Below are 20,725 nucleotides of genomic sequence, written 5' to 3'. Positions count from 1 at the left end.
CTCGCTTGCAATAAAGGGGGACGACGGAAACAAGCCAGATACGTCCAGCGGTTCAAATATCTCCAACGCAAGGTTGAACACAGACAACAGTGCGCCGACCGACTCACTCACTCATCGACTGGAGATTGATCATGAACCTCGTTCGTACCCTCGTTGCTGCCGCCGTCGTTGCCGTTCCCGCGCTCTCGTTCGCCGCCCAGCCGGCCCAGCAAGGCCTCACCCGCGCCCAGGTGCGCGCGGAACTGGTCCAGCTTCAGCAAGCCGGCTATCGCCAGTCGAGCGACAACAACCAGTACCCGGTTCACCTTCAGGCGGCGCTGGCGCGCATCGCCGCGAGCCAGGACGTCGCCTCGGCCAACGCGCCGACGCATGAAGCCAATGCCAATGCCAACGCCAACGCCAACGCCGTGCAGACCTCGTTCGGCGGCGTGACGAGCGGCAGCTCGGCCTCGGGCTCGCGCGTCAAGGCCGCGCACGCCACGCTGCACGACTTCTCGGGCGCGCAAGCGGATCAAGTCGGCCTCGAACCGATCTACGCCCACTCGTAATGCCCACGCCGCCGCGAGGCGCGCCGCGTTCGCGCGCGCCTTCGGCCTCCTTCTTTTCCTCCACACTCATTCCACGGAGTTCGACGATGCTTCGTCTCCTTCGCAATTCCCTCGCGTTCGCTGGCCTGTTGGGCGGACTCTTTGCGCTGCCCGCCGCGCACGCGGCTCAGCCCGCGCAGCCCGCGATCTCGCCCGATCTGCAAGGCAAGAACATCGTGCTCGTGCACGGCGCGTTCGCCGACGGCTCAAGCTGGGACAAGGTGATTCCGCTGCTCGAAGCGCGCGGCTTGCATGTGGTGGCGGTGCAGAATCCGCTCAGTTCGCTCGCCGACGACGCCGCCGCGACGAAGCGTGTGATCGAGCAGCAGAAGGGCCCGGTCGTGCTGGTCGGCCATTCGTGGGCGGGCATGGTGATCAGCGAAGCGGGCAACGACGACAAGGTGAAGGCGCTCGTCTACGTGGCGGCATTCGCGCCCGACGACGGCCAGTCGATCAGCGACATCACGAAGGGACTGCCGCCGCCCGTGTGGGCCAACGCGCTGCGCAAGGATTCGGCGGGCTATCTGACGCTCTCGACCGAAGCCGTGCTCGACGATTTCGCGCAGGATCTGCCGGTCGCCCAGCGCCGCCTGATCGCGGCCACGCAGGCGCCGTGGTTCTCGGGCTGTATCGACCAGAAGGTGGATCAGGCCGCGTGGCGCGACCGTCCGTCGTACTTTGTGATTCCGTCGCACGACCGCATGATCGATCCGCAATTGCAGGCGAAGATGGCCGAGCATATCGGCGCGAAGGTCACGCACGTGAACGCGAGCCACGTGGCGATGGTGGGCCAGCCGCAGCAGGTGGCCGACGTGATTATCGAAGCGGCGCGCAAGGCGCAGTAAGCGCCGCTTCTTCAAGCGTGCACGATTGGTTCGGATGTCGAATCAATCGTGCGTGCTTTAGTTGATGCCTTATTCCGACGGCTCCAGCTTGTCGATCGCGATGCCGAGTTCTCCGGCCATGCGTTCGACGAGTTGTTGCAGGCGCGCGACTTCATCGGCGAGACGCTGATGATCGGCGCGCAAATCCTCGAAATCCTCCGACGAAACGCTGCCATCCGGCACGCTTTCGCGCTCGCCCGCGTAGGAAGCGGGCACGCTCAGGCTGACTTCGCCGCAGAGCAGATGCATCCAACGGCTCTCGCGTTCGCCCGGCGCGCGCGGCAGCTTGACGACGAGCGGCGGTTCGCGTTCGGCGAGTTCGCTGAGAAACGCTTCCACCGACGACACATCCGCGAAACCATGCAGACGCGCCGAATTCAGGCGCAGTTCGGCGGCCGTCTGCGCGCCGCGCAGCAGCAGCACCGTGAGCAGCGCGACCGCCTGCGTGGGCACGCCGAGCACGCGGTTCAGGTTGTGCTCGAAGCGCGGCACGCGGCTGCTGCTGCCTTCGAACACGAGGCTCAAATGCTTGAGATCTTCGATGGCGCTGAGCACTTCGGCTTCGCTGACGTTCATCACGGGCGCGCGCGCGGTCTTCTGGTTGCAGCCCGAGGTGAGCGAGTTCAGCGAGAGCGGATAGGTGTCGGGCACCGTATGCTGCTTCTCGATCAGCACGCCGACGATGCGCGCTTCGAGCGGCGTGAGCGCGCGCAGCGCGCGCGGCGAGGAACCTTCGGCGGGAGAATTCATAAGCGGATCAGGCAAGAGTTTTGCACGGGATTCGATCATACCCGCCCTGGGCCGCTTGCCGGAACCCTGCCGATGCTTCGCGTGGCCGCTGCGCCCGCTTTCCGCCCGCTAGCCATCCGCCGGCCGCCCGCTCAGCGCTCCGTGCGCGCCACCGCGTGCTCCTCGAAACCAGACAGCACGTTGACCACGTTCACGCCGATTTCCTCCACCGCATAGCCGCCTTCCATCACGAATAGCGTCGGCAGCCCGAGCGCCGCGATGCGCGCGCCGATGCGCGAAAAGTCTGCCGATTGGAGCTTGAAGCGCGAGATCGGATCGCCTTCGAAGGTATCGACGCCCAGCGAGACCACGAGCGCGTCGGGGCCGAAGCCCGCGATGCGCGCGCCCGCGTGATCGAGCGCCTGCGCGTAGGCGGCCCAGTCCGTCCCCCACGGCAGCGGATAGTTCAGATTGAAGCCTTCGCCCGCGCCGCGCCCGGTTTCGTCCGCGTGACCGAGCAGATAGGGATAGTCGAGCAGCGGATCGGCGTGCAGCGAGGCGAACAGCACGTCGTCGCGGTCGTAGAAGATCGACTGCGTGCCGTTGCCGTGGTGATAGTCGATGTCGAGGATCGCCACGCGCCGCGCGCCCTGCGCGAGCCAATGCGCGGCGGCGAGCGCCGCGTTGTTGAGGTAGCAGTAGCCGCCCATCACGTCGCGGCCCGCGTGGTGGCCGGGCGGGCGGCACAGCGCGAACGCGGCGTGCGCGCCGTCGTGCACGCGCTGCGCGCCCGTGAGCGCGAGATTGGCCGACTCCTCGACCGCGTCCCACGTGCCCGCCGTGATCGGCGCGCCCGCATCCATCGCGTAGAAACCGAGCTTGCCGTCGATGGTGTGCGGCGCGCGATCGCGGCGCAGACCGCGCGCGGGCCAGATGGTCGGCAGCGCGTCGTGCGTGCGGCCGAGCGCGGTCCACTCCGTCCACGCGCCATGCAGGAAGTCGAGATACGCATCGCTGTGCACGCGGCGCAGCGCGTCCACGCCGAACGCCTCGGGCGCGATGGTCTCGTCGAAACCGGCTTCGGCCAGACGCGCGCGCACGATATCGACACGCCGGGGCATTTCGAAACACGGCTTGAGTTCGCCGTCGATCAGCTCGCTACGGCCGTGATGCAGGCGATGGCGCTCGCCGAGGATGGTCAGCATGCAGGTCTCCATTCGTGAATTTGAAACGCACGCGTACGGTGCATTCGGTGCATGCAGCGACTATGGCCGCACGCCGATTTTCTTTCCAAGAAGAAATATCCGATTCACAAGCAAGCCAGCGGCTATGCACGCGCCCGAACTGCATAAGAAAAAGCTATTCACTAGCAAAGAATTTCGTTCTTTTCTGCGCAATATTGGCGGTCAAAAGTGCGTCAATGCCACGCACTTCCGTGCGTCACCGTTACGCATCTTTCTTACGCAGGAGCCGCCGATGAGCCAATCCGATACCGTTGCCCGCCTCGAGCAGAGCACGATCCAGCCAATACCCGACGCCGAACGCCACGGCCGCGCGAGCGACCTGTTCACGATCTGGTTCGGGTCGAACATCATGTTGCTGACCATCGTCACGGGCGCGCTGGCCGTGACCGTGTTCAAGCAGCCGTTCTGGTGGGGCGTGCTCGGCATCGTGATCGGCACGCTGGTGGGCGCCGTGTTCATGGCGCTGCATTCGGCGCAAGGCCCGCAACTCGGCGTGCCGCAGATGGTGCAGACGCGCGGCCAGTTCGGCTCGCTCGGCTCGCTGCTGGTGGTCGGCCTCGTGGTGGTGATGTATCTGGGCTTCTTCGCCTCGAATCTCGTGCTGGGCGGCCAGGCGCTGCATAGCCTCACGACGCACGTCAGCGTGAACGACGGCGTGCTCGTGGTGGGCGCGCTGAGTCTCGTCGCGACCATCTTCGGCTACAACCTGATTCACGCCTACACGCGGGTGATGACGTGGTGCTCGGGCGCGGTGCTGCTGCTCGCGTTCATCTGGATCGTGGGCGTGCACGGCCTGCCCGCCGACTTCTTCGCGCGCAACACCGCGAACGCCACGGGCTTCCTCGGCACGATCTCGATCGCCGCGCTCTGGCAGATCGCCTACGCGCCGTATGTGTCCGACTACTCGCGCTACATGCCGCGCGCAACCGGCGCACGCGTGGCGTTCTGGTCGAGCTACTGGGGCTGCTCGCTCGGCTCGATCTTCCCGATGGTGCTCGGCGCGATGGTCGGCCTGATGGTCGCCGACGGCGACGTGGTCAACGGCCTCACCACGCTCACGCACGGCATCAGCGGCCTGGTGGTGATCGTGCTCTCGGTGGGCATCGCCGCCACCAACGCGATGAACCTGTACTGCGGCGCGCTCTCGTCGATGACGATCGTGCAGACGCTGTTTCCCTCGTGGTCAGGCCAGGCGCGCGCACGCGCGGTGACGGCGGTGATCCTGTTCGCGATCTCGCTCGCCATCGCGCTGTTCGGCCAAAGCAACTTCCTCGCCGAATACACGAACTTCATTCTGCTGCTGCTCTACGTGCTGGTGCCGTGGACGGCGGTGAACCTGATCGATTACTACCTCGTCTGCCACGGCGACTATCACATCGACTCGTTCTTCCGCCAGGACGGCGGCATCTACGGACGCTTCAACGGCGTGGCGATCTTCGCCTACCTGTTCGGCATCGCCGTGCAACTGCCCTTCGTGGCGACCGATCTTTACACCGGTCCGATGGCGAAACGCCTCGGCGGCGCCGATATTTCGTGGGTCGTCGGGCTGATTCTCACCTCGGTCGTGTATTACGTGGGCTGCAAGCGTTTCTCGCGCGCCGGTTCGGCGCAGAACCAGAACGATATCGCCGTGGGCATCTGAATCTCACGCATCGAAGAAAACGCATTCCGTACAGAGGAGACACCGCGCATGAACGCACCTGAATTCGCAGTCGGTACTACGCCCGGCACCCAGGCACGCAGTACGGCAGACTGGCAGCGCAGCGACGCCGCCCATCACCTTCACGCCTTCGTCGATCAGAAGGCGTTGAACGCCGAAGGCCCGCGCGTGATGGTGCGCGGCGAGGGCGTGTATCTGTGGGACAACGACGGCAAGCGCTATATCGACGGCATGTCGGGGCTCTGGTGCACCAACGTGGGTTATGGCCGCGCCGAACTCGTCGATGCCGCCGCGCGCCAGATGAGCACGCTGTCCTACTACAACATGTTCTTCCACACCACGCATCCGGCGGTGATCGAATTGTCGGAGCGGCTGTTCGCGCTGCTCGGCGATCGTTTCAGTCACGTGGTGTATACCAATTCGGGATCCGAATCGAATGAAGTGCTGATTCGCACGGTGCGCCGCTTCTGGGACGTGATGGGCCAGCCGCAAAAGAAGATCATGATCGGCCGCGTGAACGGCTATCACGGTTCGACCGTCGGCAGCGCATCGCTTGGCGGCATGGCGTTCATGCACGAAATGGGCGACCTGCCGATTCCCAACATCACGCACGTCGACGAGCCGTACTGGTACGCGAATGGCGGCGACCTCACGCCCGAGGCCTTCGGCTTGCAGGCCGCGCAATCGCTCGAACGCAAGATTCTCGAACTCGGTGCGGAGAACGTGGCCGCGTTCGTGGCCGAACCGTTCCAGGGCGCGGGCGGCATGATCTTTCCGCCTGAAGGCTACTGGCCGGAGATCGAACGCATCTGCCGGAAATACGACGTGCTGCTGTGCGCCGACGAAGTGATCGGCGGCTTCGGCCGCACGGGCGAATGGTTCGCGCATCGGCATTTCGGCTTCGAGCCGGATCTCGTTTCGATCGCCAAGGGGCTCACATCCGGTTATGTGCCGATGGGCGGTCTCGTCATGAGCCGGCGCATCGGCGAGGCGCTGGTGGAGCGCGGCGGTGTGTATGCGCACGGGCTCACGTATTCGGGTCATCCGGTGGCGGCGGCCGTCGCGCTCGCGAATCTCGACGTGCTCGAACGCGAGCAACTGGTCGCGCGCACGAAGGAAGACACGGGGCCGTATTTGCAGCGCGCATTGCGCGAGGCGTTCGCCGATCATCCGCTGATCGGCGAGATTCAGGGCGTGGGTGCCGTGGGCGCGATTCAGTTCGCGAAAGACAAAACCACGCGCGAGCGCTACGCCAACGAAGCCGATCTCACGTGGCACAGCCGCACGGAAGGTTTCGAGCGCGGCGCGATCGTGCGCTCGACCAACGGCCGTTTGATCGTGGCGCCGCCGCTCGTGATCGACTCGGCGCAGATCGACGAATTGATCGGCACGATGCGCGATGCCGTCGATGCCACGTGGCGGCATATTCAGGCGAGCCAATAAAACGAGGCGCTAGACGCTGCGCGCTTTCTAAAGGCGCGCAGCGTTTTTATTCATCTATTTGGTCCACGCGCGCGAGACTTCGTCGTAGCAAAACGCGGTGAAATCGCGAATCAACTGACGCGGATGCGAGCGCGTCGAACGCGCGACGCCCAGCACCGTCGGTTTCACTTTCTCCTTGATGGGCCGCGAAACGAAGCGCCCGCCGTCCACCGTCTGCGCGTTGCGCAGCGGGAAATTGTGAATGCTGTAGCCGAGCCCATTGGCGACCATGCCGCGCACGACTTCAGGCTGCGAAGAACTGAACGCGGCCACCGGCCGATTGCCGTAGCGATCGAACAGCGAAGCGAAATATTCCTTGCTGTGCGCGAGATCGAGCATCACGTAAGGCTCGTCGAGCAGATCCTTGAGACTCACCTGTTCGCTGGCGGCAAGGCGATGCTTCGCGGGCAGCAGCACGTAAGGCGGAAATTCGACGATGGGCGTGAAGTCGATCGTGTCGTCGATATCGATGTCGTAGGTGAGCGCCACGTCGAGCGTGCCGTCGCGCAGACCCACGAACAGCGTTTCCTGATCGCCTTCGCGCGTCTGGAATTCCACGCCCGTGCGCGCGTTCAGAAAGCGGCTCATGAGCCAGGGCATCAGCGGCGGCGCGACCGAAGTCAGGCAGCCGAGCGAGATCGTGCCCGCGATGCCGGTATCGGAATGGCGCGCGGCGATCTGCAATTCTTCCGCGCTTTTCAGCAGGTCGCGCGCGCGGCCGAGCAGATCGCGGCCCGCCTGGGTCAGCGAGAGTCCGTGCGCGTGATGGCGGATGAACAGTTGCAGCCCGAAGGCGTTTTCGAGTTCCGATAACGCCGATGAAATCGACGGCTGCGAGACGTGCAGCCGCTTGGCCGCCGCCGTGAACGACAGCGCTTCCGCCGTGGCGACGAAGTACCTCAACTGGCGCAGCGAATAGTGAAGGGGCGTGTTTTCCATGGGCCAGTCGAAGGGTCGGAAGCGAGAGCCGGATGTCGCGAGGCGGGAGCAAAGGCGCAAGCGCCAAACGTGGCGACGCGCATCGCTTGCATAGTCTAAGCCTTTTCAAGACATAGACAAACAATGTTTTTCGAATGAATTTTGGCTCGATAGATTCTAGGCTCGACGCGCTGGCGGCCCAATTTCGGCGCGCGGCGCGAGCATCAAAACAAGCATTGAATCTACCTGGAGTCCGTTCATGACCTTTTCGATTGCAGGCCGTTGCGCGCGTACCGGTGCCGTGGGCGGCATCGTGACGAGTTCGAGCATCGCCGTGCCGAGCCGCTGCCTCTGGGCGAGCCGCGACGGCGTGGTGCTGAGCCAGAACGTCACCGATCCGCGCCTCGGGCAGATCGGTCTGGGCGAACTCGCGCAAGGCTATGGCGCGCACGCGGTGCTCGAACGCATCGCGGGCGCGCGCCCGTATGCGGAGTGGCGTCAGCTCGCGGTGCTCGATGCGGCGGGCTTTTCCGCCTGGCGCACGGGCGAGCGCGGGCTCGGCCTGCATGCGGGCGCGAGCGGCGCGGACTGCGTGGCGGTCGGCAATCTGCTGGCGAACGACAGCGTGCCCGCCGCGATGCTCGAAGCCTTCGCGGAGCACGCCTCGCGCGCGCTGCCGGACCGCTTGCTGCGCGCGCTCGAAGCGGGCCTCGCGGCGGGCGGAGAAGCGGGGCCGGTGCATTCGGCGGGCCTGTGCGTGTTCGACGGCGCGAGCTGGCCGGTGGCCGAGTTGCGCGTGGACTGGAGCGATCAGCCGATCGCCGATCTGCGCGCGCTGTGGGACCGCTACGCGCCGCAAATGAACGACTACGTGCTGCGCGCGACCGATCCCACGCGCGCGCCGTCGTATGGCGTGCCCGGCGACGAGTAACGCGCGCGCCTTCATCGACACCGATCCCATCGATTCCAGGAGTCCACCTTGAGCGCCACCGACGCTACCCCCGCGCAGCAACCCGACTACTCGCAATGGCGCGATCTGGCCGCGCGCGTGACGCCGCGTGCACAGGCGTTTATCGACGGCCGTTTCGTGCCCGCGCGCAGCGGCAAGACCTTCACGGCGATCAATCCCGCGACGGAAGCCACGATCGCCGAAGTCGCGGCCTGCGATGCCGAAGACGTGGACCTCGCCGTGCGCGCCGCGCGCGCGGCGTTCGAAGCGGGGACGTGGTCGCGCTGCGCGCCCGCTGAACGCAAGAAAGTGCTGCAACGTCTCGGCGCGCTGATCGCCGCGCATCGCGAGGAGTTCGCGCTGCTCGATTCGCTGAACATGGGCAAGCGCGTGGCCGACGCCTGGCAGTTCGACGTGCCTGCCTCGGCGGAACTGTTCGCGTGGTACGGCGAGGCCATCGACAAGCTCTATGGCGAAGTCGCGCCCAAAGGCCCGGGCAATCTCTCGTTCGTGACGCGCGAGGCGCTGGGCGTGGTGGGCGCGGTCGTACCGTGGAATTTCCCGCTCGACATGGTCGCGTGGAAAGTGGCGCCCGCGCTCGCGGCGGGCAATAGCGTCGTGCTCAAACCGGCCGAGCAATCGCCGCTTTCGGCGCTGCGTCTCGCCGAACTCGCGCGCGAAGCGGGCGTGCCCGACGGTGTGTTCAACGTGGTGCCGGGCTACGGCGAAACGGCGGGCGCGGCGCTCGGTCTGCATGGCGACGTGGACGTGCTCGCCTTCACCGGCTCGACGGCGATCGGCAAGCGCTTCATGGAATACGCGGCGCGCTCGAACATGAAACAGGTGTGGCTCGAATGCGGCGGCAAAAGCCCGAACCTCGTCTTCGACGACGCCGACGATCTCGATCTGGCCGCGCAAAAAGCCTGCTTCGGCATCTTCTTCAACCAGGGCGAAGTGTGCTCGGCGAATTCGCGCCTGCTCGTACAGCGCTCGATTTACGACACCTTCGTCGCCAAGCTCGCGGAACAGGCGCGCGCCTGGTATCCCGGCGATCCGCTCGATCCCGCGAGCGGCATGGGCGCGATGGTCGATGGCGCGCAGCACGAGCGCGTGATGGCCTTCATCGAGCGCAGCCGCCGCAGTGCGTCGCTCGTCAGCGGCGGCAACGCGGCGCGCGTGAACGGCAAAGGCTGGTTCATCGAGCCGACGATCTTCGCGGGCGTGCGTCCCGATGCGGAACTGGCGCGCGACGAAGTGTTCGGCCCGGTGCTGGCGGTGATGCCGTTCGATACCGAAGACGAAGCCGTTCGGATTGCCAACGATTCGATTTACGGTCTCGCGGCCTCGGTCTGGAGCGGCAGCCTCAAGCGCGCGCATCGCGTGGCGGCGAATCTGCGTGCGGGCACGGTCTCGGTGAATACGGTGGACGCGCTGAGCATGCAGACGCCGTTCGGCGGCTTCCGTCAATCGGGCTTTGGTCGCGATCTGTCGCTGCACGCGCTCGACAAATTCACGGGCCTGAAAACCACCTGGATTCAATACTGAGGCGCGGGGATACGAACATGCCGACTGCAACACAGGTGCTGGATTTCGATTATGTGATTGTCGGGGCCGGCTCGGCGGGCTGTGTGATGGCGAACCGCCTGAGCGCGGACCCGGCCGTGCGCGTCTGCCTCGTCGAAGGTGGCGGCGACGACCGCTCGGCGCGCATTCAGGTGCCCGCCGGTACGATCACGCTCTACAAGAGCCCTAAATACAGCTATAACTTTGAGTCGGCGCCGCAAAAGCGCCTGAACGGCCGCCGTCTGCATTGCCCGCGCGGCAAGATGCTCGGCGGTTCCAGTTCGATGAACAGCATGATCTATATTCGCGGCATGCCCGCGGATTACGACCGCTGGGCCGAACTGGGCTGCGAAGGCTGGTCGTATGCCGATGTGCTGCCGTTCTTCCGCCGCTCCGAACGCAATCTGCGCGGCCACGACGCGCGCGTGCACGGCGACTCGGGCGAGTTGTGCGTGGATCAGCCGCGCGATCCGAATCCGCTTTCGCATCGTTTCATCGACGCGGCGAAGCGCATCGGCTTGCCGCACAACACCGACTTCAATAGCGGCGACGCTTTCGGCGCGGGCATTTACGACGTCACGCAGAAAGACGCGCATCGCCTGTCGAGTTATCGCGCGTTCGTGCATCCGGTGCTGTCGCGGCCGAATCTCACGCTGCTGACCGGCACGCGCGCGCTGTCGCTCGATATCGCCGATCAAACGGCGCGCGGCGTATTCGTCGAGCGCGATGGCGAAGTCGTGCTGCTGCGCGCGCATCGCGAAGTCGTGCTGAGCGCGGGCGCGATCGGCTCGCCGCATCTGCTGATGGTCTCCGGTATCGGCGACGAAGCGCAGTTGCGCGCGGCGGGCATCGCCTTGCGTCATCACTTGCCCGGCGTCGGGCGCAATTTGCAGGACCATCTCGACGGACTCGTGACGGTGCGTTCGCCGAGCCCGCAAACATTGGGCTTTTCGCTGGGCTCGCTGCCCAGCGTGCTTGGCGCGCCTGGCGCGTACTGGCTGAGAAAGAAGGGCTGGCTCACGACGAATTACGTGGAAGCGGGCGGCTTCGCGCGCACGCGTTACGCGGGCGACGGCGACCCCGACGTGCAGTTCCATTTCGTGCCCGGTTATCGCAGCCATCGCGGCCGCCTGTTTGAATTCGGCCATGGTTATGCGATTCACACCTGCGTGCTGCGGCCCAAAAGCATCGGCCGCATTCTGCTGACCGACGACGGCCAGCGCGCGCCGCTCATCGACTACAACTTCCTCGAACGCGAAGAAGACGCGAACGTGCTGATCGAAGGCATCAAACTCGCGCGCGCGATTCTCGCGGGACCGGAATTCGCGCCGATTCGCGGCAAGGAAATGCTGCCGGGCGCGAGCGTGCAATCGGACGAGGCGCTGCTCGATTACGTGCGCGACTACGCGGCGACGGTGTTCCATCCGTCCGGCACCTGCAAGATGGGCGTGGACGAGGCGAGCGTGGTGGACCCGCGTTTGCGCGTGCGCGGCGTGCGCGGATTGCGTGTGGCCGATGCCTCGATCATGCCGCTGCTCGTGAGCGGCAACACCAACGCGCCCTCGATCATGATCGGCGAAAAAGCGGCGCAGATGATGCTCGAAGACGCCGCGAATCTTCATTCGAATCGCGAAACGATGGCCGCCTGAAAGCACATCGAAGGCCGTGCGTTCGTGCCGCCCAGTGCATAAGAAAAAGCTATGCAATGAATATGAAAACGATGTTTCGTAAATAATTCGAGCACAGGTACATTCGATTCCAGGCGATGCGTTTCAGCTTTTCGCATCGATTCGAACCGCACCCACTCAGACATCACGCTCACGCAATCAGAGGCAGACATGAGCCACAAACGCATCCGCAAATTCAACACTCGCGAAACGTATCCCGAGCAGAAACTCGACAACGATCTGTGCCAGGCCGTGGTCGCCAACGACACGGTGTATGTGCGCGGCCAGATCGGCCAGGACCTCGATACGCGCGAATCGGTCGGTATCGGCGACGTGACGGCGCAAGCCGAAAAAGCGATGTCGAACATCGCGATGCTGCTCGAAGAATCGGGCAGCCGTCTGGAAGACATCTGCAAGATCACGATTTTCCTCGTGGACGTGCGCTATCGCGAAGCCGTCTACAACGTGGTCGGCAAGTGGCTCAAGGGTGTGTACCCGGTTTCGACGGGCCTCGTGGTTTCCGCGCTCGCGCGTCCCGAATGGCTCGTGGAAATTGACGTGATCGCGGTGATTCCGCGCGATCGTCAGCAATAAGCCTCAGCCACGAACCAGAGCAACAAGCCGCCACGCGCGGCGCGCAAGCAACGCATGCGCCGCGCCGCTTCACAAGGAGACGCCATGTCCCACACACGACTCGAATCGACGCTGTCGCTGCTGCAAACGCTGGTCGAATTCGACACGCGCAGCGCACGCTCGAATCTGGAATTGATCTCGTTCGTGCGCGAGTATCTCGCGGGCTTCGGCGTCGAGGCTTCGTTGAACTACAACGAAACCGGCGACAAGGCGAATCTCTACGCGACCATCGGGCCGCGTGACCGCGCGGGCCTGTGCCTGTCCGGTCACACCGATGTCGTGCCCGCCGACGGCCAGCCGTGGACCGTGCCGCCGTTCGCGCTCACCCGCGAAAGCGGCCGCGTGCTCGGACGCGGCACCGCCGACATGAAGGGCTTTCTCGCCTGCGTGCTCGCGAGCGTGCCGTACTTCGTCGAGCGTTGCCGCACGCTGCCGATTCATCTCGCGTTCAGCTACGACGAGGAAGTCGGTTGCCGCGGCGTGCGCGGCCTGCTCGACGAACTCGCGCGCGCGCCGTTCAAGCCGCTCGCGTGCATCATCGGCGAACCGACCAGCATGCAAGTGGCGATCGCGCATAAGGGCAAGCGCGCGTATCGCTGCTGTTTCAAGGGGCTTGCGGGGCATTCGGCGCTCACGCATCTCGGCGTGAACGCCGTGGATTTCGCGGCGGAATTCGCGGTACATCTGCGCCGCGCGAGCCGCGCGCTGCGCGAATCGGGTCAGCACGACGCGCGATTCGAGCCGCCTTATACGACCGTGCATACGGGCAAGCTCAACGGCGGCATTGCGCTGAACGTCATTCCCGATCACGCCGAACTCGAATTCGAAGTGCGTAATCTGCCCGGCGATTCGATCGATACGATCGTGCAGGCGGCGCGTCGTTTCGCCGAAGACGAACTCGAAGGCGAGATGCGCGCGACGCACGCCGACACCGGTATCGAATGGCAGGAACTCGTCGATTATCCGGCGCTGTCCGCCGATCCCGACGCCAACTGGCTGCGCGACATGGCTTGCGAACTGACCGGCGACGAAACGCTGCGCACGCTCTCGTTCGGCACCGAAGGCGGCCTGTTTCAAGGCATCGGCATTCCGACTGTGGTGTGCGGTCCGGGCTCGATCGAACAAGGCCACAAGGCCGACGAATACGTGGAAATCGCGCAGCTCGAACGCTGCCTCGGTTTCCTCGACAAGCTCGCGGTGAATCTTCCCGCACGCGTGCCCGGTTACGCGAACGCGTAACGCTGCACGTCAGACGCAACGCGCACAACACACACGCATCTTCACAACAGACGGACGCCGCAATCGCGAGCGCCCACGCACGATACGCGCGCACGCGCGCGGGATGGGAGAGTTGTCATGTCAGCAGAGCGCGGGGCCGTCCCGCTTATCGAAAAGCACACGATCGGCTATGTGCCGCCCGAGGATCGTCACGGCAAGGTGCGCGATCTGTTTACGCTGTGGTTCGGCGGCAATATCGCGCCGCTGCCCATCGTCACGGGCGCGCTGGGCGTGCAGATTTATCACCTCAATCTGTTCTGGGGCATCGTGGCCATCGTGATCGGCCAGGCGGTGGGCGGCGTGCTGATGGCGCTGCATTCCGCGCAAGGTCCGCAGATGGGCATTCCGCAAATGATCCAGAGCCGCGCGCAGTTCGGCTCGTGGGGCGCGTTGCTCGTGACCGTGATCGCGGGCGTGATGTACGTGGGCTTCTTCGCGTCGAACATCGTGCTCGCAGGCAAGTCGCTGCACGGCATCGCGCCGACGGTGCCGGTGCCGGTCGGCATCGTGGTGGGCGCGGTGGGCTCGGGCTGTATCGGCATCATTGGATACCGCTTCATACACGTGCTCAATCGCATCGGCACCTGGGTGCTCGGCATCGGCATCGTGGTGGGTTTCTGGATGATCCTCTCGCACGTGCAAAGCGCCGATTTCCTCACGCGCGGCGGCTTCAATCTCGCGGGCTGGCTCGCGACGGTGTCGCTCTCGGCGCTGTGGCAAATCGCGTTTGCGCCGTACGTGTCCGACTATTCGCGCTATCTGCCCGAGAACGTGGGCGTGGGCTCGACGTTCTGGGCCACCTATCTCGGCTGCGCGCTCGGCTCGACGCTCGCCTTCGTGTTCGGCGCGGTCGCGGCGCTCGCCGTGCCGCCGGGCGTGGACACGATGGACGCCGTGAAGCTCGCCACCGGTGCGCTCGGCCCCGTGATGCTCGTGCTGTTCCTGCTCAGCGTGATCAGCCATAACGCGCTCAATCTCTACGGCGCGGTGCTCTCGGTGATTACCTCGCTGCAAACCTTCGCGTATCGCTGGATTCCCACCTCGAAAGCGCGCGCCGTGTTGTCCGTCGTGATTCTCGTGGCGTGCTGTTTCGCGGCGATTGGCGCATCGAGCGACTTCGTCGGCCATTTCGTCGATCTCGTGCTCGCGCTGCTCGTGGTGCTGGTGCCGTGGACCGCGATCAACCTGATCGACTTCTACGTGATTCACGCGGGCCGTTACGACATCGATTCGATCTTTCGCGTGGATGGCGGCATTTACGGCCGCTTCAATCCGCAGGCGCTGATCGCCTACGCGGTGGGCATCGCCGTGCAGATTCCGTTCATGAATACGCCGATGTATGCGGGCCCGGTCGCGGCGCATATCGACGGCGCGGATCTGTCCTGGCTCGTCGGCCTCGTGGTGACGTCGCCGCTCTATTACTGGCTGGCTTCGCGCGACAGCGCGTACCGGCGTCGCCAGCACGCAGGCGTGCCGGTGTGAATGCAAACTTTTCGCAGAAGGAAACCGCAATGACTCTCGAAACGACAACCATCGATACGCTCGTGGTGGGCGCGGGCCAGGCCGGCGTGGCCATGAGCGAACATCTCGGCAAGCTCGGCGTGCCGCATCTCGTGCTGGAGCGCGACCGCATCGCCGAACGCTGGCGCACGGGCCGCTGGGACTCGCTGGTCGCGAACGGTCCCGTCTGGCACGATCGTTTTCCGGGCATGGCATTCGACGATCTCGATCCTGATGCCTTCGCTTCGAAAGAACGCGTGGCCGATTATTTCGTCGATTACGCGAAGCAGATTAACGCGCCCATTCGCACCGGCGTGGAAGTGAAAAGCGTCGAGCGTAAAAGCGGCGAGGCGGGCTTCGTGATCGAAACGAGCGAAGGCACGATCGAAGCGCGCCGCGTGGTGGTGGCGACGGGGCCGTTCCAGCGTCCGGTGATTCCGCCGATCGCGCCGCAAACGCCGGGTCTGCATCAGATCCATTCTGCCGATTACAAGAATCCGCAGCAGCTTCCCGCAGGCGCGGTGCTGGTGGTGGGCGCGGGTTCGTCGGGCGTGCAGATCGCCGACGAACTGCAACGCTCGGGCCGCCAGGTGTATCTCTCGGTGGGCGCGCACGATCGCCCGCCGCGCGCGTACCGCAACCGCGATTTCTGCTGGTGGCTCGGCGTGCTCGGCGAGTGGGACGCGGAAGTGGCGCGCCCCGGTCGCGAACACGTGACGATCGCGGTCAGCGGCGCGCGCGGCGGCCAGACGGTGGACTTCCGTTTGCTCGCACAGCAGGGCGTGACGCTGGTCGGTTTGACGAAGGCGTTTGAAAACGGCGTGGCGACATTCCAGCCGGATCTCGCGGACAACATCGCGCGCGGCGACGAAAACTATCTCTCGCTGCTCAATGCCGCCGACGCGTATATCGAGCGCAATGGTCTCGATCTGCCGGAAGAACCGGAAGCGCGCCGCGTCTATCCCGATCCCGAGTGCGTGACGCATCCGATTCTCGAACTCGATCTCGCACAGGCCGGTGTCACGTCGATTATCTGGGCGACGGGTTATGCGGTCGATTACAACTGGCTGCACGTGAATGCCTTCGACGAGAAGGGCAAGCCGAAGCATCAGCGCGGCGTGTCGAGCGAGCCGGGTATCTATTTTCTGGGCTTGCCGTGGCTTTCGCGACGCGGATCGAGTTTCATCTGGGGCGTGTGGCACGACGCGAAACACGTCGCCGATCACATCGTTACGCAGCGCAAATATCTGGCGTATCAGGACGCCACGCAGCGCGAAGCGCAAGCCTTGCGCGATGAAGCGCAGCTACGTGAAGCGACGCAACGCGAAGCGCGCGCGCTGAGCGGCGTGGGTGTGAGCTGATTGCGTGCAGTGTAAAAACGCCGGCGTTCGCTTATCAGGCGAACGCCGGCGTATGGCATGGCGCGTTCAATGCGCGGGCTGCAATTGGCCCCAGCTAATCAGAATCGCCTGAATGCTGCGCGCGTAAGCATCGCGTTCGCGCGGCGATTCCGAGTGATAGGCGCCAATCGCGCGCCACGTATTGCCGTAGCGCACCATCTTCTGTTTGAGCAGCCACGCGGCCACGAAGATATTCACGCACGGATCGGTCAACGCGCGATGCGGAATGCCCTGGCGCGCCAATTCCGAAAAGTGAATCGAATTGATCTGCAATTGCCCGACGTCGATTGAGCCATTGCTGTTGTGATTGATCGCGGTGGCGTCACCTTTCGATTCGCGCCAGGCCACGGCGCGCAGCACGAGCGGATTCACGCCTTGATACGCGCCGGCCTTTTCGAAGCATTCATCGGCGGTTTCGGCCGCGCGCGCGACGCCCGAATTGCCGAGCGCCGCGCCGAGCGCGAACGCGCAGGCCAGCAGGAATCGCACGCAGCGGATCAACGAAGCGGGTAGCGTCGGCATCGAGAGGTCTCCGGTGCGGCGCTCAATGCGCGAGGGCTGCATCGAGTTGCCGCTCGACATCTTTCAGGTACGCGCGCGACGTGTCCGAGACCACGAGACGCGGCGTGGGCATCGCGCAATGGCAGTCGCGCACGCGCGCCGCTTTCTTCTTGCGCGCGCTGCCGTGCGTGGCGGCGGGCGGATCGTCGTCGTCGCCGCTCGAAGGCGGCAGCATCGTGAGCGAAGGCAGCGGCGGATACACGGCGGCCGGTGAAGCGGAAGGCGCAGCCGAGGCGAGCACGGTCGCGGGCGCCGACTCGGCCCACGCGTTGGACGCGCATTGCGCGCCGAGCGCGAGCGTGGCCGCCGCGAAAATCATCGTACGCATGCGCTCAGCTCCCCGTCTTCAGCGGCTCGATCGCCACGCTGTACGTCTGGTTCGCGCCTGCCGTGAGATTCTCCAGCGCGGGCTTTTGCGCCTGGCGCGCGGGCACGCCCTTCCAGATCGCTTCGTTGATATAGCGAAGATCCTGACCGAGCGCGGTCACGCGGATCACCGTCGGTTGCTTTTGCGCGGCGGCGAGCGCGCCCGCTTTCGCGAGCACGGCGCTCAATTGCGGATCGCGCGCGCCGAGCGCATCGGCGGGAATGTCGAAGCGCAGAATCGCGGCCGCTGCGGACGCCTTACCGGCATCGGCGGTGTTGGCCTGGGGCAGTTGCGCGCAGCCTGTCACGGCAAGTACGGCGAGGAGGAAAGCAATGCGCGGCACGTCCAGGCTCCAAAGTTTCGTGGCGATGTGCACGTTGTCGGCCATTCGTGAGCCAACTTGAGAGTCGGGAGGCAAACGTTTGCGAAAAAGAAAGAGTTTGCTCGCGAGGGGCGGCTTGACGGAATGTCGCTGCGAAGTCGCGCACGTTCGCGCATGGAATTGCTCTGTCAATTTCGAGGTGAATTAGTCTGATGAATCAATGGAATCGTGCGATTCAGATGAGGTGTGCGCGGGATTAAATGCAAATGGCCGCGCGCCGGGTTCGGCGCGCGGCCATTCACGTCATCGCATTACATCAATAGTGAACGACGGTGCGGATCGACTTGCCTTCGTGCATCAGATCGAAAGCCTCGTTGATGCCATCGAGATCCTTCGTGTGCGTGACGAACGGTGCAAGCTGGATCTTGCCCGCCATCGCGTCCTGCACCATGCCCGGCAGTTCCGAACGGCCCTTGACGCCGCCGAACGCGGTGCCGAGCCAGCGGCGGCCCGTGACGAGCTGGAACGGACGCGTGGAGATTTCCTGGCCCGAACCCGCCACGCCGATCACCACCGACTGACCCCAGCCGCGATGCGCGCATTCGAGCGCCGCGCGCATGACGTTCACGTTGCCGATGCACTCGAAGCTGTGGTCGACGCCCCAGCCCGTCATCTCGACGATCACTTGCTGGATGGGCTTTTCATGATCCTTGGGATTCACGCAGTCGGTCGCGCCGAAAGCCTTCGCGAGTTCGAACTTGCCCGGATTCGTGTCGATGGCGATGATGCGGCCCGCCTTCGCGAGCTTCGCGCCTTGAATGACCGCGAGGCCGATGCCGCCGAGGCCGAACACCGCGACCGTATCGCCTTCCTGCACCTTGGCCGTGTTCTTCACCGCGCCGAGGCCGGTGGTCACGCCGCAACCGAGCAGGCAGACCTGCTCCGGGTTCGCCTGCGGGTCGATCTTCGCGAGCGAGACTTCGGCCACGACCGTGTATTCGCTGAACGTCGAGCAGCCCATGTAGTGATAGACCGGCTGGCCGTTGTAGCTGAAGCGCGTGGTGCCGTCGGGCATCACACCCTTGCCTTGCGTGGCGCGCACGGCGACGCACAGATTGGTCTTGCCGCTCTTGCAGAACAGACATTCGCCGCATTCGGCGGTGTAAAGCGGAATGACGTGATCGCCGGGCTTCACGCTCGTCACGCCTTCGCCCACTTCCACGACGATGCCCGCGCCTTCATGGCCGAGCACGGCGGGGAACAGGCCTTCGGGGTCGTCGCCGGAGAGCGTGAAGGCGTCGGTGTGGCAAACGCCCGTGTGGGTGATCTTCACCAGCACTTCGCCCTTGCGGGGCGGTTCGACGTCGATCTCGACGATTTCCAGGGGCTTGCCCGGGCCGAATGCAACAGCAGCACGTGATTTCATAGCAATCTCGGTATCGGTAAGGAAAGGAGTCGGCCAGTCGACCATGAGGCCGCGCGGGCGGCCGGTGTTTGAAACGGGATTAACGCAAATACGAACGCACCAGCGAAACCACTTCTTCGATGGGTTTGTCGGGTGTGCCGTTCGCCGCCGCGAGATGGGAAAACTCCTCGCGCAAATGGCTCTCCAGGACCCCGGCCATCAGCCCGTTGATCGCGCCGCGCACCGCCGCGATCTGCTGAAGGACCGGACCGCAATCCGCCCCTTCCTCGAGGGCGCGCTCAAGCGCGTCGATCTGCCCGCGCACGCGGCGTACGCGCGCGAGAACGCGCTTTTTCTCTTCGGGACTATGGGGCATGTTCGATCCTGGTGGGATACTGCACGGGAGTATCCTAGCATACTCGGTGGGAGTATGTTGGAGAATCCGCCGCTCTGGCATCCGCACGCTCCGCGCTTACGCACAGCATAGTCAATGCGCCTGCGATGCGGATTGGTTATTCGATACTTCTGCTTACATTTAAGGGCGCGATAACTCGCGCATTATTCATAACAATGCGTGACCGGATATCAACATAACAGTAAGATTACGCATTCAAGAAATAACGAATAACAGATCGGGTTGCGCAGAATGCGAATTCGCGCGGCGCGAATCTGGGTGGCGGATTCGATTTGAAATCGGATGCGTTCGGTGCCATCAACGCAGGCCAGGGCCTGTATGTGAGTACGTACGCGAAAAGCGCGACGAGTCAGCAACTCGATGTCACTGAAGCGCAGTCGCAACTGATGAGCGGGCTTGCTGCTTTACGTCGTTCGCAACGACGCAGCTGCACAAGGAAAAATCCCGTCACCGCCGACGAAATCGAAAAGATCGGCGAAGAAGTGGCAGCTTCGATCAAACGTCGTTAACCGATCGCGCCAAAAGGACCGATGCGTTATCCGGCCTTAACCTGCACGTGATAAACCGCCCACGGGCAGGTCACAAACCGCTCTTTCAGCGGCTTGCTCGCCTGCTCGGGCACGCGATCGGCGTCATAGACGACCCAAAGCGGCCCCAATCCGCCCAACGGCATGGGCTTACCGTCGAGATGCGTGGCAACGATATATCGCCACGCGCGCAGGTTCTCCAGCGACACCATAACCGCATAACCATCGATAGCGCGCAGCATGACTTGCACCGACGCGGACGAGGACGCACCCGCAACGCGCAGCACATCGCCAAGCAGCGGCCCAGAAAGCGTATGCGGCTTCGCGTCATACTCGAGCGTGGGCCGTATCGTCACCGCAGGCAAACGCATCAGCGACGGAAAATCGAACGCATAAGCGTTAGCAAATTCCACAAGCTGCTTCTCGAACAAACGATCGAGCACATCGACGCCGCCGCGATTATGCCGATCGATATCGCCGGAGATCGTCAGCACAGCGGGCGCATCCGCGTGGCCTGCGTTGTTCGTCTCGTGTTTCCCCGCGAAGGCCGACGACGCCACGCCGAACGCCGCCGCGCCACTCAAGAATTGCCGCTTGTTCATGTCGTTTTGCCTCTTTGTTGGCCCGAACGGCG

The 20,725-nt window shown here is 64.4% G+C and carries 20 protein-coding genes and 1 pseudogene; 12 read left to right on the top strand and 9 right to left on the bottom strand.

Going from position 1 to position 20,725, the window contains the following annotated elements; all coding sequences use genetic code 11:
- Positions 1-131: 131 nt before the first annotated feature.
- Entirely contained in the window at positions 132-548 is a 417-nt protein-coding gene (locus U4Y88_RS28390; protein WP_321787856.1) for a DUF4148 domain-containing protein, read from the top strand.
- 86 nt (positions 549-634) lie between these two features.
- On the top strand, positions 635-1,432 hold the full coding sequence (locus U4Y88_RS28385) for an alpha/beta hydrolase (protein ID WP_321787854.1): 798 nt from the start codon (positions 635-637) through the stop codon (positions 1,430-1,432).
- Between the two features lie 69 nt (positions 1,433-1,501).
- On the opposite strand, the gene U4Y88_RS28380 is transcribed toward U4Y88_RS28385, so the two are convergent.
- Together U4Y88_RS28380 and U4Y88_RS28375 are read right to left on the bottom strand one after the other, a co-directional pair.
- Positions 1,502-2,221 carry a YceH family protein gene (locus U4Y88_RS28380; protein WP_310632966.1) on the bottom strand — a complete coding sequence of 240 codons (720 nt, stop codon included), beginning with the start codon at positions 2,219-2,221 and terminating at the stop codon, positions 1,502-1,504.
- A gap of 131 nt (positions 2,222-2,352) precedes the next feature.
- Positions 2,353-3,405 carry a histone deacetylase family protein gene (locus U4Y88_RS28375; RefSeq protein WP_321787852.1) on the bottom strand — a complete coding sequence of 351 codons (1,053 nt, stop codon included), beginning with the start codon at positions 3,403-3,405 and terminating at the stop codon, positions 2,353-2,355.
- Between the two features lie 271 nt (positions 3,406-3,676).
- Between U4Y88_RS28375 and U4Y88_RS28370 the strand changes: the two genes are divergently transcribed.
- Complete coding sequence (locus U4Y88_RS28370; protein ID WP_310632968.1) at positions 3,677-5,086, top strand: purine-cytosine permease family protein; 1,410 nt, start codon at positions 3,677-3,679, stop codon at positions 5,084-5,086.
- Between the two features lie 48 nt (positions 5,087-5,134).
- Positions 5,135-6,547 carry an aspartate aminotransferase family protein gene (locus tag U4Y88_RS28365; RefSeq protein WP_321787850.1) on the top strand — a complete coding sequence of 471 codons (1,413 nt, stop codon included), beginning with the start codon at positions 5,135-5,137 and terminating at the stop codon, positions 6,545-6,547.
- A gap of 54 nt (positions 6,548-6,601) precedes the next feature.
- On the opposite strand, the gene U4Y88_RS28360 is transcribed toward U4Y88_RS28365, so the two are convergent.
- Positions 6,602-7,525 carry a LysR family transcriptional regulator gene (locus tag U4Y88_RS28360; protein ID WP_310632970.1) on the bottom strand — a complete coding sequence of 308 codons (924 nt, stop codon included), beginning with the start codon at positions 7,523-7,525 and terminating at the stop codon, positions 6,602-6,604.
- 238 nt (positions 7,526-7,763) lie between these two features.
- Between U4Y88_RS28360 and U4Y88_RS28355 the strand changes: the two genes are divergently transcribed.
- The 7 genes from U4Y88_RS28355 (at position 7,764) to U4Y88_RS28325 (ending at position 16,455) form a co-directional block, all read left to right on the top strand.
- Positions 7,764-8,435 carry a DUF1028 domain-containing protein gene (locus tag U4Y88_RS28355; RefSeq protein WP_321787849.1) on the top strand — a complete coding sequence of 224 codons (672 nt, stop codon included), beginning with the start codon at positions 7,764-7,766 and terminating at the stop codon, positions 8,433-8,435.
- A 48-nt stretch (positions 8,436-8,483) separates the two neighbouring features.
- Entirely contained in the window at positions 8,484-9,998 is a 1,515-nt protein-coding gene (locus U4Y88_RS28350) for an aldehyde dehydrogenase (protein ID WP_321787847.1), read from the top strand.
- A gap of 17 nt (positions 9,999-10,015) precedes the next feature.
- Complete coding sequence (locus U4Y88_RS28345; protein WP_321787845.1) at positions 10,016-11,665, top strand: GMC family oxidoreductase; 1,650 nt, start codon at positions 10,016-10,018, stop codon at positions 11,663-11,665.
- 189 nt (positions 11,666-11,854) lie between these two features.
- Positions 11,855-12,277, top strand: coding sequence for a RidA family protein (locus tag U4Y88_RS28340; protein ID WP_224012771.1), 423 nt, complete (start codon positions 11,855-11,857; stop codon positions 12,275-12,277).
- A gap of 84 nt (positions 12,278-12,361) precedes the next feature.
- A complete protein-coding gene (gene argE, locus U4Y88_RS28335; protein WP_321787843.1) occupies positions 12,362-13,555 on the top strand; it encodes an acetylornithine deacetylase in 1,194 nt (397 codons plus the stop codon).
- Positions 13,556-13,672: 117 nt separating this feature from the next.
- Complete coding sequence (locus tag U4Y88_RS28330) at positions 13,673-15,076, top strand: cytosine permease (RefSeq protein ID WP_321787841.1); 1,404 nt, start codon at positions 13,673-13,675, stop codon at positions 15,074-15,076.
- A gap of 29 nt (positions 15,077-15,105) precedes the next feature.
- A complete protein-coding gene (locus U4Y88_RS28325) occupies positions 15,106-16,455 on the top strand; it encodes an NAD(P)/FAD-dependent oxidoreductase (RefSeq protein WP_321787840.1) in 1,350 nt (449 codons plus the stop codon).
- Positions 16,456-16,521: 66 nt separating this feature from the next.
- Here the strand turns inward: U4Y88_RS28325 and U4Y88_RS28320 are convergent, their stop codons facing one another.
- The 5 genes from U4Y88_RS28320 to frmR all read right to left on the bottom strand — a co-directional run bounded on the left by U4Y88_RS28320 (position 16,522) and on the right by frmR (position 19,525).
- On the bottom strand, positions 16,522-17,016 hold the full coding sequence (locus U4Y88_RS28320) for a lytic transglycosylase domain-containing protein (RefSeq protein ID WP_321787839.1): 495 nt from the start codon (positions 17,014-17,016) through the stop codon (positions 16,522-16,524).
- A gap of 22 nt (positions 17,017-17,038) precedes the next feature.
- Positions 17,039-17,383 carry a hypothetical protein gene (locus U4Y88_RS28315; RefSeq protein ID WP_321787837.1) on the bottom strand — a complete coding sequence of 115 codons (345 nt, stop codon included), beginning with the start codon at positions 17,381-17,383 and terminating at the stop codon, positions 17,039-17,041.
- A 4-nt stretch (positions 17,384-17,387) separates the two neighbouring features.
- Complete coding sequence (locus U4Y88_RS28310) at positions 17,388-17,765, bottom strand: hypothetical protein (RefSeq protein ID WP_321787835.1); 378 nt, start codon at positions 17,763-17,765, stop codon at positions 17,388-17,390.
- Between the two features lie 295 nt (positions 17,766-18,060).
- Complete coding sequence (locus U4Y88_RS28305) at positions 18,061-19,170, bottom strand: S-(hydroxymethyl)glutathione dehydrogenase/class III alcohol dehydrogenase (RefSeq protein WP_224012778.1); 1,110 nt, start codon at positions 19,168-19,170, stop codon at positions 18,061-18,063.
- Positions 19,171-19,249: 79 nt separating this feature from the next.
- The gene (frmR, locus tag U4Y88_RS28300; RefSeq protein WP_065058649.1) at positions 19,250-19,525 is read right to left on the bottom strand and encodes a formaldehyde-responsive transcriptional repressor FrmR; all 276 of its coding nucleotides are present in this window, start codon (positions 19,523-19,525) and stop codon (positions 19,250-19,252) included.
- 260 nt (positions 19,526-19,785) lie between these two features.
- Between frmR and U4Y88_RS28295 the strand changes: the two are divergent.
- A pseudogene (locus U4Y88_RS28295) lies at positions 19,786-19,959 on the top strand (type VI secretion system Vgr family protein); the annotation flags it as partial.
- Between the two features lie 140 nt (positions 19,960-20,099).
- Here U4Y88_RS28295 and U4Y88_RS28290 read toward each other — a convergent pair.
- Positions 20,100-20,693, bottom strand: coding sequence for a molybdopterin-dependent oxidoreductase (locus tag U4Y88_RS28290; protein ID WP_321787833.1), 594 nt, complete (start codon positions 20,691-20,693; stop codon positions 20,100-20,102).
- Positions 20,694-20,725: the final 32 nt, after the last annotated feature.

The sequence above is a fragment of the Paraburkholderia sp. J94 genome (genome assembly GCF_905220285.1).
Taxonomy (GTDB): Bacteria; Pseudomonadota; Gammaproteobacteria; order Burkholderiales; family Burkholderiaceae; genus Paraburkholderia; species Paraburkholderia tropica_A.
The sequence above is the reverse complement of the archived record's forward strand: the minus strand, read 5'-3'. Positions and strand labels throughout refer to the sequence as shown.